Here is a 15,698-nt window from a genome sequence, read left to right as displayed (position 1 = left end):
ATGGCCAAGTGGAGCGCTGTGCCGGCCCGTCTCCCACGAAATTCGCCGAATCCCTTCACTCTGAGGAGAACGACAGCGCCACGGGACGAAGCCACCGACACAACGGTAGAAATGGATCAGAAAGCCCCAGGTCAGAGGACCTAACAGGGCGTCAGTTACCGGAAACCCACACGACACAGGTGCAGCTGCGGGCAGTCATGCCTCCCCCAACGCCTGAACGGCCTGGGAGGTACCCCCAGTGCGGCACGGGTGGGCGCTGGGGGCACCCCCTCCGGGGGGAGGCACCCCGGCAGCGCCGGGCCGCGCGCCCCGTCCCCGCGCCGGGCGCCCCGGCAACGTCGTCACCGGGACGCCCCACCCCGCACCGGGCCACCGCGGATGTGCCCGAGGCGCACCTCCAAGTACCGTCCGCTGCATGACCGCCCACGCCGCACCCCCGCCCACGGGCATCACCGTGCAGCGCGCCCTGGAACTCCCCGGCCTCCGCAGCGGCCTCCCGGAGGTCCTCGCCGCCGCCGACCGCCTGCACCGCACCGTGCGCTGGGTGCACGCGGGCGAGGTGCCCAACATCGCCTCCCTCCTCAAGGGCGGCGAGCTCCTGCTGACCACGGGCTACGGCCTCGGCACCCGCCCCGCCGAGCAGCGGGCCTTCGTCCGCACGCTCGCCGAGCGCGGCATCGCGGCCCTGGTCGTGGAGCTGGGCCCGCGTTTCACCCGGCTGCCCGCGACCCTCGTGGACACCGCCCGCGCGGCCGGGCTGCCGCTGGTCCAGCTGCACCGCGAGGTGCCGTTCGTGACGGTCACCGAGGAGATCCACACCGAGATCGTCAACGGTCACTACGCGCTGCTCCAGCGGGCCGAGGAAGTGCACCACCGCTGCACCCGGGCCCTCCTGGGCGGCGGCGGGGTGCCCCAGGTGCTCGGCATCCTCGCCGAGTTCGGTGACAACCCGGTCTTCCTGGAGACGGCCGACGGCCGCCTGCTGTACGCCGCCGGTTCCGGACCCGAGGGCGCCGACCCGCTCCAGGTCTGGGAGGGGCTGCGGGGCCGGCACAAGCGGACCCCGCCCCCGACGGGCTCGGTCCTGGTGGACGTGCCCGGCGGCGGCCCCGGCGCCGGTTCGGTGCGCGCCCGGCTGGTCCTGCTGCCCGTACGGTCCCCGCTGGCGCCGGTGCACCGGATGGCAGCGGAGCGGGCGGCCGGCATCCTCGCCGTGGTGCTGATGCAGGCACGGCAGGAGGAGGAGCTGGCGGCGCGCGGGCGGGGCGACTTCCTCACCGACCTCGCCGAGGGCCGGATCACCCCGGAGGACGCCCCGGCGCAGGCCCGCGTCCTCGGTTTCAAGCCGGGCGACAGCCCGCTGCTGCCGGTGGTGATGCGGCTCGGCGACGCCCTCGCCCCGGCCGGCGGCGGCTGGGCGGTGCTGGCGCGCGCGGTCGCCGAGGAGCTGGCGGCGGTCGGCGTGCCGGTGCTGCTGGGCGTACGGCCGGTGGAGGGCCGGGTGCCGCTGCTGCTGGGACTGCGCGCGGAGTCGGAGCGGACGGCGGTCGCCGACCGGGTCGCGGCGGCGCTGCGGGCGGGCGTCGAGCGGGCCGGGATGCGGCGTCCGGGCGCGCATCCGCCGGTCGTGGTCGTCGGGGTAGCCGGCGGCTGGGCGGCGGCGTCGGCCGGTCTGCGGCACGCGGCGGAGACGGCGGCCGCGGCCCAGGGCCTGGACGACCGGCCGTGGTACGACGCCCGGCGCCTCGACATCGACCTGCTGCTGTGGCGGCTGCGCGACCACCCGGACCTGGCGGCGTTCGTCGGCCGGGCGATCGGCCCCCTCCTGGACCACGACGACCGCTCCAAGCCTCCCCTGCTGCCCACCCTCCAGACGTACCTGGCGCACGCGGGCCGCAAGGCGGAGACGGCGCGCGAACTCCACCTGAACCGGCAGACGTTGTACAACCGGCTGGCGCGGATCGGGGAGTTGCTGGGCACGGACCTCGACGACCCGCAGACCGTCCTGGCGTTGAGTCTGGCCCTGCGGGCGCGCCGGCACGTGCCGTAGGAGAGGGCGGCTAGCGCAGCGGCATGGGCCGGGTCAGTTCGTCGTAGACGCTCAGGACCTGGGCGACCGTCTCGTCCTCGGTCGGCCAGGTCGCCGCCTGCCGTACGCCCGCCTCGCGCAGCGCCTCCCGGCGCGCGGCGTCGCCGAGCAGCCCGGCGACGGTGCCGGCGAGTGCCCCGGCGTCCCCGGGCGGAACGAGTTCGGCGGCGTCGCCGACGAGTTCGGGGATGCCGTCGGCGGCGCCGGCGACGAGCGGCAGCCCCGCGTGGAGGGCCTCCTGGGCGAGAACGGAACGTCCCGCCCCCCGGTGGTGCGGCAGCAGCGCGAGGTCGGCCGCCGCCAGCAGGTCGGGGACGTCGTCACGGCGGCCGAGGAGCACCACCGGCAGTTGCTCGTCCTCGACCCGCCGCTGCAACTCCCCGCGCAGCGGGCCCTCCCCGGCGACGACGACCAGGGGCACGGGGTCGAGCCGACGCCACGCGCGCGCGGCGTCGAGCAGGACGTCGTATCCCCGGTGCGGTTCCAGGGAGCCGACCGCGATGAGCAACGGGCGCCCGACGGCGCCGAGTTCGGCCCGAACCTTCGGGCGCGTCCGGTCGGGGTCCGCCGGCCCGGCGGTCCGCCGGGGCCGGCCGGGCAGGGCGACGGGCCCGAGCCGGGCGTCCCGCGCGCCGGTCAGCCGAGCCCGGTCGACCAGGTCCGAGGTGGCGCCGAGCACCACGGTGGCGGTCCGCATCACACGCCGCTCCAGTACCCGCAGCAGATGGGCGCGCGCCCCTTCGGCGTGGGCCCGGTCGTGCCAGGTGACGACGAACGGGGTACGGACCCGGCGCCCGCCGAGGGCCAGCACGGAACGGAAGGAGGCGTGCAGCCCGTGCGCGTGCACCACGTCGGCGTCGGCGCACACCGCTCGCAGCGCCGCCACGGAGACGGGGTCGCTGCTGCGCGGCACGTGCACGTGGTCGGCTCCGGTGCCGGTGAAGTCGTAGGTGCGTTCCGCCTCGGCGGGGGCGCACACCGTGACCTCCACGCCCCGCGCGACGAGCCCCGCGGCCAGCGAGCGCACGTGCGCGCTGCTGCCGGCATTGCCTCCGCCCAGCACCTGCACGGTGCGCAGCGGCGGCCGGCCGAGCGGTGAGTGGCTGCTCACGGGGGTCACGTGTCCCGAGACTCCTGGTTCGGCGGGGACGGTCACGAAGAACGTACAGAAGGATGGTGCGGTCGGGGCGTGCCGCGCGGTTTCCTGCGCGGTGCGCCGTCAAGGATGCCAGCACGCACGGGTGTTCCGGGAACGACGAACCCCGCGCGCACGCGACCACGGGGGCAACGGAACAGGGTCGATTCACTCACACGAGTGACGCGCCAGTTCGCTCACCCGGTCCCCGCACACCGTCGCGGCCACCAGCGCGACGGCGTGCGCGGCGAGGCCCGCCCTGCCGTTGCCGTGCACGACGGCGGCGCCCAGGGCCGCGCCCAGCGCGTGCGCCCCCGTGTCGCCGAGCATCGTGCGCCCGGTGAGGTCGTCGGGCAGGACGGCCGCGGCGGCCCCCATCGCGGCGGCGGCCGTCTCCGCTCCGGGACCCTGCTTCAGCAGCCCCGGCGCCCCGAGCGCGAGGACCACCGCGGCGGCCCTGCCGGGGCGTACGTCCACGAGGTTGACGAAGTGGGCGGCGCCGGCGATCACGACACCCGCGAGCACCTTGTCCAGCGGCCGTTCCTTCATCACCGACCCCGCGGCGAGCCCGGCCGCGCAGATCCCGAACAGCTTCACCGCCCCGCTGGTGACCTCACCCTCCCGCAGCGCCGTCAGATGCGCCCGAAACCCGCGCCTGGGGTCCTGGGCCCCCACCACGTCGTCGTAGGCCCCGCAGGCCCCGGCGGCGAGCACGGCCAGACCGGCGGCGGGCCCCACCCGTCCCGCCCCCACGGCCGCCGCCACGGCGGACGCTGGCCCGGCGTACAGCCCGACGGCCCTCCCTGCGTGGTTCGTCCGCTCCCAGCGGGCCCGGCCGCCCGGCGCCGTGGCACGCAGCGCGGTCAGGCCGGTCCGGGCCACGGCTGCGGCGAGGGCGAAGGAGGCACCGGTCCGGCGGCTGGAGTTGATCATCCGGCCACCCTACGTGACCCCCTATGGGCGTCTCCCGCCGAACGCCCGCGGGCACTGGGCGGCACGGAACCCGCCGGGCCGGCACCCGTGAAGCTCCGCCCGCCTACGGTCGTCCGTGCCCGAAGCACCGCGCACGGAGTCACCCGCTGCGAAATCCGGGCGGCCGACGGCCGCCATGCGCCGTGCGCCGGCGTGGTGACGGTCGCCTGCCGTCCAGCAGGCCTGCCGACGCGACACCCGCGCACGGAGCGGCCCCCGCGAAGAGCGGGCGACCCGACGGCCACCGTGTCCGGCAACTCCTCCGGCACGATGCCGACCACCGCACCGGCGTCAGCGGGACGACGCCCCCTACGCGTCGTCCCGTGCGGTCGCGAGCAGCTCCTCCGCGTGGGCGCGGGCCGTCTCCGAGTCCTCCTGGCCGGCGAGCATCCGGGACAGCTCCCGGATCCGCTCCTCGCCCTCGAGGACCTTCACGCCGGAGCGGGTCACCGAGCCGTCGTTCGTCTTCTCCACCAGTAGCTGCCGGTCGGCGAACGCGGCCACCTGCGGCAGATGCGTGACCACGACGACCTGCGCGGTCTTCGCGAGCCGCGCCAGGCGCCGCCCGATCTCCACCGCCGCCTTGCCACCGACCCCGGCGTCGACCTCGTCGAAGAGGTACGTCGGCACCGGGTCGGTCCCCGCGAACACGACCTCCACCGCCAGCATCACCCGCGACAGCTCACCGCCGGAGGCGCCCTTGGCAATGGGCCGCGCCGGCGCGCCCGGGTGCGGGGCGAGCAGCAGCTCCACCTCGTCGGCGCCCGACGGCCCGTACGCGACCGTGCGTCCGCCGACCTCCACGCCCTCGGGGTCCTCGGTCTGCCGGACGGCGAACGACACGCGCGCGTGCGGCATGGCGAGCGAGGCCAGCTCGGCGGTCACCGCGGCGGCGAACCGCTCGGCGGCCTCCGTGCGCGCGTCGGTCAGCGCCTGCGCCAGTCCGCCCAGTTCCGCCCGGAGGGCGTCCCGCTCGGCGGTCAGCTCGGCGATCCGCTCGTCGTCGCCGTCCAGCTCGGTCAGCCGCGCGGCGCTCCGCTCGGCCCAGGCCAGCACGGCGGCGATGTCCTCGCCGTACTTCCTGGTCAGCGCGGTGAGCGCGGCCCGCCGCTCCTCGACCGCCGCCAGCCGCAGCGGATCGGCGTCCAGGTCGCCGGCGTACCCCGCCAGGTCCCCGGCCACGTCCCGCAGCAGGATCCCGACCTCGCCGATCCGCTCGGCGAGCGCGGCGAGCGCCGGGTCGTGCGACCGCACGGCGTCCAGGGCCCGCTGCGCGCCCGCGACGAGCGTCGCCGCGTCCACGCCCTCGGGATCCTCGGGATCACCCGCCAGCGCGGCGTGCGCGACCGTCGCGGCCGACGCCAGCGCCTCGGCGTGCCCCAGCCGCTCCGCCTCCTCCGCCAGCTCCACGTCCTCGCCGGCCCGCGGTTCGACGGCCGCCACCTCGTCGAGGCCGTAGCGCAGCAGATCGGCCTCCTGGGCGCGCTCGCGCGCCCGCGTGGTGATCTCCTCCAGCTCCGACACGACCGCCCGCAGCCGACGGTAGGCCCCGGCGTACTTGGCGAGCGGCACGGCGACCGCGTCACCCGCGTACCGGTCCAGCGCCTGCCGCTGCCGGTTCGGCTTGAGCAGCCCTTGCTGGTCGGTCTGCCCGTGCACGGCCACCAGCTCGTCGGCGAGCTCGGCGAGCATCCCCACGGGCACGGACCGCCCGCCCAGATGCGCCCGCGAACGCCCTTCGGCGGAAACGGTACGGCTGATCAGCAGGGCTCCGTCGTCCAGCTCGGCCCCGGCCTCCTCGGCCCGCACGACCGCCGCGGCGTCCTCGGGCACGGCGATCCGCCCCTCGACGACCGCGTTCTTGGCCCCGATCCGCACCAGCGCCGCGTCCGCGCGCCCACCCAGCAGCAGCCCCAGACTGGTGACCACCATGGTCTTGCCCGCGCCCGTCTCACCGGTGACAGCGGTGAACCCGGGCGACAGCTCGACAACGGCGTCGTCGATGACCCCGAGCGACCGTATCCGCATCTCCTCCAACACGCACCCGACCATACGAGGTTTCGGCCCTGCTGTGCGACGTCGCCCCACCCGACCGGGGCCACCGCAGGCCGTGACCTCTCGGCGAGCCACCCGCAGAACGGATGTTCCCCGCTGCGGCGGGGATGATCCGGCCGTGTCCGTACGGGAAGAGTTCCGGACACGGTGCTCCCCGCCACCGCGGGGATCGGGGCGCTGCCTGGTGTCGCGACAGGAGACGCGCGTCCCGTCGCGACGCCCGGCATGCTCCCCCGGAGGGGTGCCCCCACTCGCCGCACCTGCCGAAAGCCCGAGTACGTCCACAGTACGAGGGCTTCCGGCCGGCACTCCCCCAGCCTCCGGCCGGGGGACCCCCGGAGCACGCACCGGACGCCGCTCCTCACCGGGCGAACGTCGCCTGCCGCGGCACTAGTGCGGCGCCCCGCGCCACCCGGAGACCGGCAGCGCGAACTTCGCCACCAGCCGGTCCGTGAACGACGCGTGGTGCAGCCGGGCCAGCCGCACCGGTACCGCCCCCCGCCGCACCTCCACCCGCGCCCCGGGCGGCAGCTCCACCGTCCGCCGCCCGTCGCACCACAGCACGCCCGGCGGGATGTGCGGCAGCACCTCCACCGCGAGCACCGAGTCCGGCGAGGTCACCAGCGGCTTCGCGAACAGCGCGTGCGCGCTGATCGGCACCATCAGCAGCGCCTCGACCTCGGGCCACACCACCGGTCCGCCGGCCGAGAAGGCGTACGCCGTCGATCCGGTCGGCGTCGACAGCACGATGCCGTCGCAGCCGAACCCCGTCACCGGCCGGCCGTCGATCTCCAGCACGACCTCGAGCAGCTTCTCGGCGCCGGCCTTCTGCACGGCGGCCTCGTTCAGTGCCCAGTCGGTGTGCACGATGTCGCCGTTGCGGTGCACGACGACGTCGACGGTCATCCGCTCCTCGACCTCGTAGGCCCGGTTCACCACCCGGTCGACGACCTTGTCGAGGTCGTCCCGCTCGGCCTCCGCGAGGAAGCCGACCCGGCCGAGGTTGACGCCGAGCATCGGCACCCCGGAGGCGCGGGCGAACTCGGCGCCGCGCAGCAGCGTCCCGTCACCGCCCAGCACGATGAGCAGCTCACACCCGTCGAGGCACTGCGGGGTGGCCTCCCCGACCAGCTCCACCTCGCCCGGCAGCGGCAGGTCGCGCGCCTCGGCCTCCAGGACCCGCACACCGATGCCGGCCAGCAGCAGCCCCTTGACCACCAGCTCGGCGCTGCGGACGGCCGCGGGCCGCCCGGTGTGGGCGAGCAGGAAAACAGTACGAGCTCGGTTCTGTGTCAACGCGGCCCCTCCGCCACTGCACGGTCAACGTCGGCCGGATCCAGTTCCCCCGCCCCGGCCCGCAGCCACAGAAAGTACTCGACGTTCCCGGAGGGACCGGGCAGCGGACTGGCGGTGACCCCCTTCACACCGAGCCCCAGCTCCCAGGCCCGGTGGGCGACCCCCCGTACGGCCTCGGCCCGCAGCTGCGCACTGCGTACCACTCCCCCGCTGCCCAGCCGCTCCTTGCCCACCTCGAACTGCGGCTTCACCATCATCACCAGGTCGGCGTCCGGCCGCGTGCACCGCACCAGGGCGGGCAGCACCAGCCCGAGCGGGATGAAGGACAGATCCCCCACGACCAGGTCCACGGGCTCTCCATCGATCGCCTCCAGCGTCAACTCACGTACGTTCGTACGGTCCTTGACGGTGACGCGTTCATCCTGCCGGAGAGACCACGCGAGTTGCCCGTATCCGACGTCCACCGCGACGACGTGCGCGGCGCCCGCCCGCAGCAGGACGTCGGTGAAGCCACCGGTGGAGGCGCCGGCGTCGAGCGCGCGCCGCCCCTCGACGACGAGACCCTGCGGCACGAACGCCGCCAGGGCGCCGGCGAGCTTGTGACCGCCGCGCGAGACGTAGTCGGGGTCGCTGTCGTCCTGGGTGACGACGATGGCCGCGGCGGTCTCCACCTGGGTGGCGGGCTTGGTCGCGACGGTCTTGCCGACGCTCACCCGGCCGGCGGCGATCAGCTGGCTGGCGTGTTCGCGCGAGCGCGCCAGCTTGCGGCGGACCAGTTCCGCGTCGAGACGGCGGCGTGCGACTCCTGCCACGTTCGGTTCAGCTCCTAGGGATGTACGTGGATGGGGGCGCCGGGGGACCCGGGCGGGCGTCGAGCGCGGTGAGCGCGTCGCGCAGCCCCCGGTGTACATCCTCGTACACCTCGACGTGCCGGTCCGTGGCGAGGTGGTCGGCGTCGGCCAGGCGCCGCAGCGCGGCGTCCACCTCGGCGTCGCCGGTGGGGGCGCGGGGGACGCCCAGCGGGGCGGGGGCGGCCGGGTCGTGCGCGTCGGCCGCCTCCTGGTGCCCGGCCGCGGCGCCGACGGCGGCCTCGCCGGCCTCCTGGAACCCCGTCTGCAGGACTGCGTCGCTCATGCGTCGACGCTACCGCGAACCGCTGCGGTACGGTCTGTCCCGATGGCGACGACTGAGGAGTGCCGTGCCGCACTCGACAAGCTCTCGGACAACATGCGCGGCGCCGAAGGGGACGTGCGGTCGGCGACCGCGCTGGACCGCTCGGTGAGCTGCCACATCACCGACCTGGACGTCACCTTCGCGGGCCGCATGGCGGACGGCCGGATCGATGTGCGCGAGACCCGCCAGGGGCCGCCGCGTGAGAAGGCCGAGATCAGGCTGGCGATGACCGGCGACGACCTGGTGGCCCTGGTCGACGGCGAGCTGAACTTCGCCAAGGCCTGGGGCTCGGGCCGGGTGAGGCTGGAGGCGGGGCTGCGCGACCTGTTCCGCCTCAGGAAGCTTCTGTAGCCGCCCTCAGGGGGCTTCCGCCGCCGACACCTTCTCGCGCGCGGCGCCGCCGGTCACGCGTGCCTTGCGGGCGGCCGGCACCACCAGCGGCGTGCCCGTCTCGGGGTCGTCGATGACCTGGCACCGCAGTCCGAAGACCTCCTCGACCAGTTCCGCCGTGACGATGTCGTTCGGCGCGCCCTCGGCGATGACCTTCCCGCCGCGCAGGGCGATGAGGTGGGTGGCGTACCGGGCGGCGTGGTTGAGGTCGTGCAGGACGGCCACCAGGGTGCGGCCCTGGGTCTCGTGGAGCTCCGCGCACAGGTCCAGGACGTCGATCTGGTGCTGGATGTCCAGGTACGTCGTCGGCTCGTCGAGCAGCAGCAGCGGGGTCTGCTGGGCGAGCGCCATGGCGATCCACACGCGCTGGCGCTGGCCGCCGGAGAGTTCGTCGACATAGCGGTCGGCGAGTTCGGCGACACCGGTCTGGGCCATGGACTCCTGGACGACCCGCTCGTCCTCGGCCGACCACTGGCGCAGCAGGCCCTGGTGCGGGTAGCGGCCGCGGCCCACCAGGTCGCCGACGGTGATGCCGTCGGGCGCGATGGACGACTGCGGCAGCAGGCCGAGGGTCCGCGCGACCTGCTTGGCGGGCATCGACTGGATGACCGACCCGTCGAGCAGCACCCGGCCCCGGGTGGGCCTGAGCATCCGCGACAGGGCGCGCAGCAGGGTGGACTTGCCGCAGGCGTTGGGGCCGACGATCACCGTGAAGGAGTTGTCGGGTATCTCCACCGACAGCTGCTCGGCGATGACCCGCTGGTCGTAGGCGAGGGTGACGTTCTCGGCGGACAGACGGTTCACGGTGCTCCTTCGGTTGTTCGGCCCGCTGGTGGCGTGGGCGCCGGCGCTCATATCCGGCCCGCCCTGCGCTCGGTGACCAGCAGCCACAGCAGGTAGACGCCGCCGAGGACGCCGGTGACCACGCCCACGGGCAGCTGACCGGCGCCGAAGGCCCGCTGCGAGACCCAGTCGGCGCCGACGAGCAGGGCGGCGCCCATGCACAGCGACGGCAGCAGGTTGGGGCCGGGCGAGCGGGTCAGGCGCCGGGCGAGCTGCGGCGCGGTGAGCGCGACGAAGCTGACCGGTCCGGCGGCGGCGGTCGCGGCGGCGGTGAGCAGCACGGCGGCCACCATCAGCAGCATCCGCACACGCTCGACGCGCACCCCGAGGGCGTACGAGACGTCGTCGCCCATCTCCATCAGCCTGAGCGCCCGGCCGTTGGCGAGGACGAGCGGCACGAGCACCGCGCACAGCGCCAGCAGGGGCCAGACCTGGGCCCAGTCACGGCCGTCGAGGGACCCGGTCATCCAGACGACGGCACGGGCGGCGTCGACGATGTCGGCGCGGGTCATCAGATAACCGTTGACCGCCGTGACGATCGCGGACATGCCGATGCCGACCAGGACCAGTCGGTAGCCGTGCACACCCCGCTTCCAGGCGAGCACATAGATGCCGGCGCCGGTCACCAGGCCGCCCGCGAGCGCACCGAGGGTGACCTGGGTGGCGGTCCCGGAGAACAGGACGATCATCACGAGGGCGCCGGCCGTCGCCCCCTGGCCGAGACCGAGCACGTCCGGACTGCCCAGCGGGTTGCGGGAGATGGCCTGGAACAGCGCGCCGCCCAGTCCGAGCGCGGCGCCGACCAGCAGCCCGACCAGGACCCGCGGCAGGCGCAGTTCGTTGACGATGAACTCCTGGCCGGGGTTCCCGTCGCCGACCAGAGTCTTCAGCACGTCCCCGGCCGGTATCTCGAAGTCGCCGGTCCCGATCAGCAGGACGCTCGCGGCGAGCGCGACGACCAGCAGCAGGACCACGACGACCAGAGCCCGGACGTCGAGGCGCAGCGAGAGCCCTCCCGGGCCGCGTACAGCGCGTTGGGTCTTCACAGCTGGGCCGTCCTCCGCCGTCGTACGAGAAAGATGAAGACCGGTCCGCCGAGGACCGCGGTGACGATGCCGACCTGGAGCTCCGCGGGCCGCGCGGCGATCCGGCCGAGGACGTCCGCGCCGAGCAGCAGCACGGGCGACAGGATCGCGGCGTACGGCAGGATCCACCGCAGGTCCGGTCCGGTGAAGGAACGCACGATGTGCGGGACCATCAGGCCGACGAAGACGATCGGCCCGCAGGCGGCGGTCGCGGCCCCGCACAGCACGGTGGCGGCGAGCATGGACAGCGCCCGCGTGCGGTTCAGGTCGGCGCCGAGCGCCTTGGCGGTGTCGTCGCCCATCTCCATGGCGTTGAGCGACCGGGCGAGGGCGAGGGCGAGGACCGTGCCGACGGCGAAGAACGGCAGGACCTCCTTGATGGTCCCGTTCGTCGCCGAGGACAGCGAACCGACCGTCCAGAAGCGCATCCGGCCCAGCGCCGCGTCATCCATGATCATGACGGCCTGGAGGTAGCCGAAAAGCGCGGCGCTGATCGCGGTGCCGGCCAGCACCAGCCGCACCGGCGTGGCCCCCCGGCTGCCGCCCAGGAACCAGACCAGCGCGCCGACGCCGGCCGCGCCGAGGAAGGCGAACCAGACGTAGCCGGTCAGCGAGGTGACGCCGAAGAAGGTGATGGCCGTGACGACGGCCGCCGAGGCCCCCGCGTTGATGCCGAGCAGGCCGGGATCGGCCAGCGGATTGCGGGTGAGCGCCTGGAGCACGGCTCCGGCGAGGCCGAGCGCGGCGCCGGCCAGCAGACCGAGCACGGTCCGCGACAGCCGCTCGCCCACCACGACGTCGCCGTAGGTGCCCGAGTCGTGGAACAGGCCGTGCCAGACCTGCGCCAGCGACAGGTCCTTGGCTCCGACCGCGATGCTCGTCATCGCGATCAGCACCAGGATCGCCGCGGAGACGGGCAGCCCGACGGCGCGGAGCGCACGGCGCCTCGGGGGCGCGGGAGCGGTCTCCGCGCGCTGTTCGGGGGGACTGTCGACCAACACGCGGTTAGGTTAGCCTACCCTGCCATTCGATCACGATCCCCGGGACGCCACCACGGCGATGCCCGGCTGCGCTCCTTCCCCGTCCTCCGTCGCCCGACCCCGGCCGGTCCTCCGGCTCACAGCCCCAGCCGGGCCAGCGCCTTCCCCGTGTCCAGCGCGCACGCGCTCTCCCCGCCCGCCGTCCAGGCCGCCGCGCACAGGGCGCGCAGACCGTCCAGCGCCTCGCCCTCGCCCTCCAGCTCCAGCCGCTCGGCGCCCGCGGTCGCCGTCCAGCCGCCGCAGCGGAACCCGCCGTCCTCGTCTCCCGTGACCTCCGGCTGCCCGGTGAGCAGTCCGCGCAGATCGGCGTCGACGTACGTCGGCCGGTGCTGCGGGGGCGCGGCCAGCAACTGGGCGCCGTCCGTCACCCCGGTCAGGACGAGCAGCGAGTCGACGTCCCCGTTGAACGCGCCCTCGATGTCCGTGTCCAGCCGGTCCCCGACCACCAGGGGCCGCTTCGCCCCGGTCCGCAGGATCGTCTCCCGGTGCATGGGGGGCAACGGCTTCCCCGCGACCTGCGGCTCGGCCCCGGTGGCGATCCGCACGACCTCCACCGCCGCCCCGTTGCCCGGCGCGATCCCCCGGGCGCCCGGGATCGTCAGGTCGGTGTTGGAGGCGTACCACGGCACACCGCGCGCGATCGCGTAGCACGCCTCGGCGAAGCGCCCCCACTGCAGCTCGGGCCCGCCGAAGCCCTGCACCACGGCCGCCGGGTCGTCCTCCGCCGAGTCGACCGGCACGAGCCCCCGCTCGCGCAGCGCGACGCGCAGCCCCTCCCCGCCGATCACCAGCACCCGCGAGCCCGACGGCACCTGATCGGCGATCAGCCGCGCCACCGCCTGCGCCGAGGTGATGACGTCGTCCGCGTCCGTCGGTATGCCCAGCTCGGTCAGGTGCTCGGCGACCGCGTGGGGCGTCCGGAGCGCGTTGTTCGTGACGTACGCCAGGTGCATCCCGCCCGACCTGGCCGCGGCGAGGGACTCCACCGCGTGCGCGATCGCGTTCCCCCCGGCGTACACCACGCCGTCCAGGTCGAGCAGCGCCGTGTCGTACGCCTCGCTCAGGTCCCGCCCACTGCCGTCGGGCCTCGTCCTGACGCTCCGGCTCATTGCACATCGCTCCTCATCAGACGTCTTTCCCCCGATCATCCCCCATGCCACCGACAGACGTACGATGCCGGGATGAACACTGCCGGTCACCCGGAAGCAACGGCGCGCCGGGGCCTGGAACTGACCCCGTTCCGCGGCCTCCGTTACGATCCCGACCGGGTCGGCAGCCTGGCCGCCGTGACGTCCCCTCCGTACGACGTCGTGGTCCGCCCCGACGGACTGCTCCACCTCGAGTCCGCCGATCCGTACAACATCGTCCGGCTGATCCTGCCCCAGGCCGCCACACCGGAGGCCCGCAACGCGCAGGCCGCCGACACGCTGCGCCATTGGCGCTCCGAGGGCGTCCTCACCGCCGACGCGGATCCGGGCCTGTACGTGTACGAGCAACGCGGCGACGCCGGCCTGCTGCAACGCGGCATCATCGGGGCCCTGCGGGTGTCCGACCCGTCGGACCGGGTGGTGCTGCCGCACGAGGACGTCATGCCGCACATCGTCGCCGACCGCGCGGCACTGATGCGGGCCACCTCTGCGAACCTCGAGCCGCTCCTGCTGACCTACCGGGGCAACGGCGCGACGGCCGCGACGACCACCGTCGTGGAACGCGCCGCCGGACGGCCGCCGCTCCTGTCGACGACCACGGAGGACGGCTTCCGCCACCGCCTGTGGTCGCTCACCGATCCCGACGACGTGGCCCGCGTCCGGGCCGAGCTCGCGGAGCACCAGGCCCTGATCGCCGACGGCCACCACCGCTGGGCGACCTACCGCAGGCTCCGCGCGGAGCACCCTTCCCCCAGCCCCTGGGACCACGGCCTCGTCCTCCTGGTCGACACGGCCCGCTATCCGCTGCGGGTCCGCGCCATCCACCGCCTGCTGCACGGACTGCCGGTGAGCGACGCGGTGGCGGCCCTGGACGGCCATTTCCGCGTCCGGCGCCTGGAGGCGTCCCTGCCCGAGGCCATGGCCGCCCTGGCGGAGGCGGCCGGTGCGGGCAACGCCTTCCTGCTCGCCGGCGACGGCGCCTTCCACCTCGTCGACCGGCCGGACACCGGCCTGCTGGCCCGCACGGTCCCCACCGACCGCCCCGAGGCCTGGCGCACCCTGGACGCCACCGTGCTGCACGCAACCCTCCTCACCCACGTCTGGCACATCCCCGAGGACTCGGCGGCACACATCTCGTACATCCACGACGCGGCGGCCACGGTCGAGAAGGCGGAACGCGACGGCGGTACGGCCGTCCTGATGCACCCCGTGCGCGAGGAGGTCGTCCGCGACCTGGCCCGGCAGGGCGTCACGATGCCCCGCAAGTCGACGTCGTTCGGCCCGAAGCCGGCCTCGGGCCTGGTGCTGCGCGCGCTGGACCTGTGACCGGGCATGAGGAAGGGGCGGGACCGTGTACACGGTCCCGCCCCTTCCTCATGTTGGATGGACGTCAGTCCTTCTCGCCGTCCTCGGAGCCCTTGGCTTCCTTGGCTTCCTTGGCTTCCTCTGCGTTCTCGCCGTCCACGTCGCTCTCGCGCACGCCGTCGTCCTCGCGCTCGTCAAGGGCGTCCACGAACTCCACCCCGTCCAGCTCGGCGAGCCGGTCGGAGGCGTTCGTGCTGCCGTCCCGGTCGGACTCCACGGCCTTGGCGAACCACTCCCGCGCCTCCTGCTCCCGGCCGGCGGCCAGCAGCGCGTCGGCGTAGGCGTACCGCAGCCGCGCGGTCCAGGGCTGCACGGAGTGGGAGGCCAGCTCGGGACTCTGCAGCGTCACGATGGCCGCGTCCAGCTGCCCCATGTCACGCCGGGCGCCGGCCGCCACGAGCCGCATCTCGACCTGTCCGGCCTTGTCCAGCTTCTGCACCTCGGGGGCACCGGCCATGTCCAGCGCCTTCTCCGGCCGGCCGAGACCGCGCTCGCAGTCGGCCATGACCGGCCACAGCTCCACGGAACCGGTCATTCGCCGGGCGGCCCGGAACTCGGCGAGCGCCTCCGCGTACTTCTGGTTGGCGTACGCGGCGAACCCGCCCGCCTCCCGCACGGCAGCGACGCGCGACGCCAGTCGCAGGGCCACCTTGGAGTAGCCGTACGCGGCCTCGGGGTCCTCGTCGATGAGCCGGGCGACCATCACCAGGTTCCTGGCGACGTCCTCCGCGAGCGTCTTGGGCAGGCTCTGCAGCTCCTGCTTGACGTCCTTGTCGATCTCGTCGCCGGTGACGTCCTCGGGGATCGGCAGCCGCTTGATCGGCTCCCGGTCGCGGTCGCGCTCCTCGCGGAAACGGCCACCGCCGCCCTGCCGGTCGTCGCGCCCACGGAAGCCACCCGGACGCCCACCGCGGTCGTCGCGACGGGGCCCGCGACCTCCACGGTCGTCGCGCCCACGGAACCCACCGCGGTCACCGCCACGGCTGTCGTCGCGACGGTAACCACCACGGTCGTCGTCCCGCCGGCCGAAGCCACCGCGGTCGTCACGGCGGTCGTCGCGGCGGAAGGGAGGACGGTCCCCACCGCGGTCATCGCGACGGTCGTCCC

Annotated in this window: 14 protein-coding genes; 3 read left to right on the top strand and 11 right to left on the bottom strand. The window is 74.6% G+C overall.

The features are described 5' to 3' along the window. Window positions 1–415: 415 nt before the first annotated feature. Window positions 416–2,050: a PucR family transcriptional regulator gene (locus ACIRFH_RS26520; RefSeq protein WP_403525661.1), complete on the top strand. Its 1,635-nt coding sequence runs from the start codon at window positions 416–418 to the stop codon at window positions 2,048–2,050. Window positions 2,051–2,060: 10 nt separating this feature from the next. Here ACIRFH_RS26520 and ACIRFH_RS26515 read toward each other — a convergent pair whose 3' ends face one another. From ACIRFH_RS26515 to ACIRFH_RS26490, 6 genes are all read right to left on the bottom strand, one after another. Next, entirely contained in the window at window positions 2,061–3,209 is a 1,149-nt protein-coding gene (locus ACIRFH_RS26515; protein WP_403525658.1) for a glycosyltransferase family 4 protein, read from the bottom strand. 183 nt (window positions 3,210–3,392) lie between these two features. Beyond that, the gene (locus ACIRFH_RS26510; protein ID WP_403525655.1) at window positions 3,393–4,157 is read right to left on the bottom strand and encodes a hypothetical protein; all 765 of its coding nucleotides are present in this window, start codon (window positions 4,155–4,157) and stop codon (window positions 3,393–3,395) included. 348 nt (window positions 4,158–4,505) lie between these two features. Continuing rightward, window positions 4,506–6,248, bottom strand: a complete 1,743-nt coding sequence (recN, locus tag ACIRFH_RS26505) for a DNA repair protein RecN (RefSeq protein WP_403525652.1) — start codon at window positions 6,246–6,248, stop codon at window positions 4,506–4,508. Window positions 6,249–6,641: 393 nt separating this feature from the next. Next, window positions 6,642–7,547 carry an NAD kinase gene (locus tag ACIRFH_RS26500; protein ID WP_403525650.1) on the bottom strand — a complete coding sequence of 302 codons (906 nt, stop codon included), beginning with the start codon at window positions 7,545–7,547 and terminating at the stop codon, window positions 6,642–6,644. Beyond that, the gene (locus ACIRFH_RS26495) at window positions 7,544–8,359 is read right to left on the bottom strand and encodes a hemolysin (RefSeq protein ID WP_403525647.1); all 816 of its coding nucleotides are present in this window, start codon (window positions 8,357–8,359) and stop codon (window positions 7,544–7,546) included. The genes ACIRFH_RS26500 and ACIRFH_RS26495 overlap by 4 nt, the downstream gene beginning before the upstream one ends. A 7-nt stretch (window positions 8,360–8,366) precedes the next feature. Beyond that, window positions 8,367–8,681, bottom strand: a complete 315-nt coding sequence (locus ACIRFH_RS26490) for a hypothetical protein (RefSeq protein WP_403525644.1) — start codon at window positions 8,679–8,681, stop codon at window positions 8,367–8,369. 42 nt (window positions 8,682–8,723) lie between these two features. Here ACIRFH_RS26490 and ACIRFH_RS26485 point away from each other — a divergent pair, with 42 nt between their 5' ends. Further along, window positions 8,724–9,071 carry an SCP2 sterol-binding domain-containing protein gene (locus ACIRFH_RS26485; protein ID WP_403525641.1) on the top strand — a complete coding sequence of 116 codons (348 nt, stop codon included), beginning with the start codon at window positions 8,724–8,726 and terminating at the stop codon, window positions 9,069–9,071. A gap of 6 nt (window positions 9,072–9,077) precedes the next feature. On the opposite strand, the gene ACIRFH_RS26480 is transcribed toward ACIRFH_RS26485, so the two are convergent. From ACIRFH_RS26480 to ACIRFH_RS26465, 4 genes are all read right to left on the bottom strand, one after another. Continuing rightward, window positions 9,078–9,965: an ABC transporter ATP-binding protein gene (locus tag ACIRFH_RS26480; RefSeq protein ID WP_403525638.1), complete on the bottom strand. Its 888-nt coding sequence runs from the start codon at window positions 9,963–9,965 to the stop codon at window positions 9,078–9,080. Beyond that, window positions 9,962–10,999, bottom strand: coding sequence for a FecCD family ABC transporter permease (locus ACIRFH_RS26475; protein WP_403525635.1), 1,038 nt, complete (start codon window positions 10,997–10,999; stop codon window positions 9,962–9,964). Before ACIRFH_RS26475 ends, ACIRFH_RS26480 begins: the two co-directional genes overlap by 4 nt. Beyond that, the gene (locus tag ACIRFH_RS26470; protein WP_403525632.1) at window positions 10,996–12,039 is read right to left on the bottom strand and encodes a FecCD family ABC transporter permease; all 1,044 of its coding nucleotides are present in this window, start codon (window positions 12,037–12,039) and stop codon (window positions 10,996–10,998) included. The genes ACIRFH_RS26475 and ACIRFH_RS26470 overlap by 4 nt, the downstream gene beginning before the upstream one ends. 116 nt (window positions 12,040–12,155) lie before the next feature. Next, a complete protein-coding gene (locus ACIRFH_RS26465) occupies window positions 12,156–13,187 on the bottom strand; it encodes an HAD-IIA family hydrolase (RefSeq protein ID WP_403525629.1) in 1,032 nt (343 codons plus the stop codon). 72 nt (window positions 13,188–13,259) lie between these two features. Between ACIRFH_RS26465 and ACIRFH_RS26460 the strand changes: the two genes are divergently transcribed. After that, window positions 13,260–14,552: a DUF1015 domain-containing protein gene (locus ACIRFH_RS26460; protein ID WP_403525626.1), complete on the top strand. Its 1,293-nt coding sequence runs from the start codon at window positions 13,260–13,262 to the stop codon at window positions 14,550–14,552. Window positions 14,553–14,616: 64 nt separating this feature from the next. Here ACIRFH_RS26460 and ACIRFH_RS26455 read toward each other — a convergent pair whose 3' ends face one another. Next, window positions 14,617–15,402 (bottom strand): tetratricopeptide repeat protein, encoded by a 786-nt coding sequence (locus ACIRFH_RS26455; RefSeq protein ID WP_403525867.1) that lies wholly within the window; start codon window positions 15,400–15,402, stop codon window positions 14,617–14,619. Window positions 15,403–15,698: the final 296 nt, after the last annotated feature.

The sequence above is a fragment of the Streptomyces sp. NPDC093586 genome (genome assembly GCF_044764905.1).
Classification (GTDB): domain Bacteria; phylum Actinomycetota; class Actinomycetes; order Streptomycetales; family Streptomycetaceae; genus Streptomyces.
Note: the sequence above shows the minus strand (reverse complement) of the source record. Positions and strands in the feature narration are given on the sequence as shown.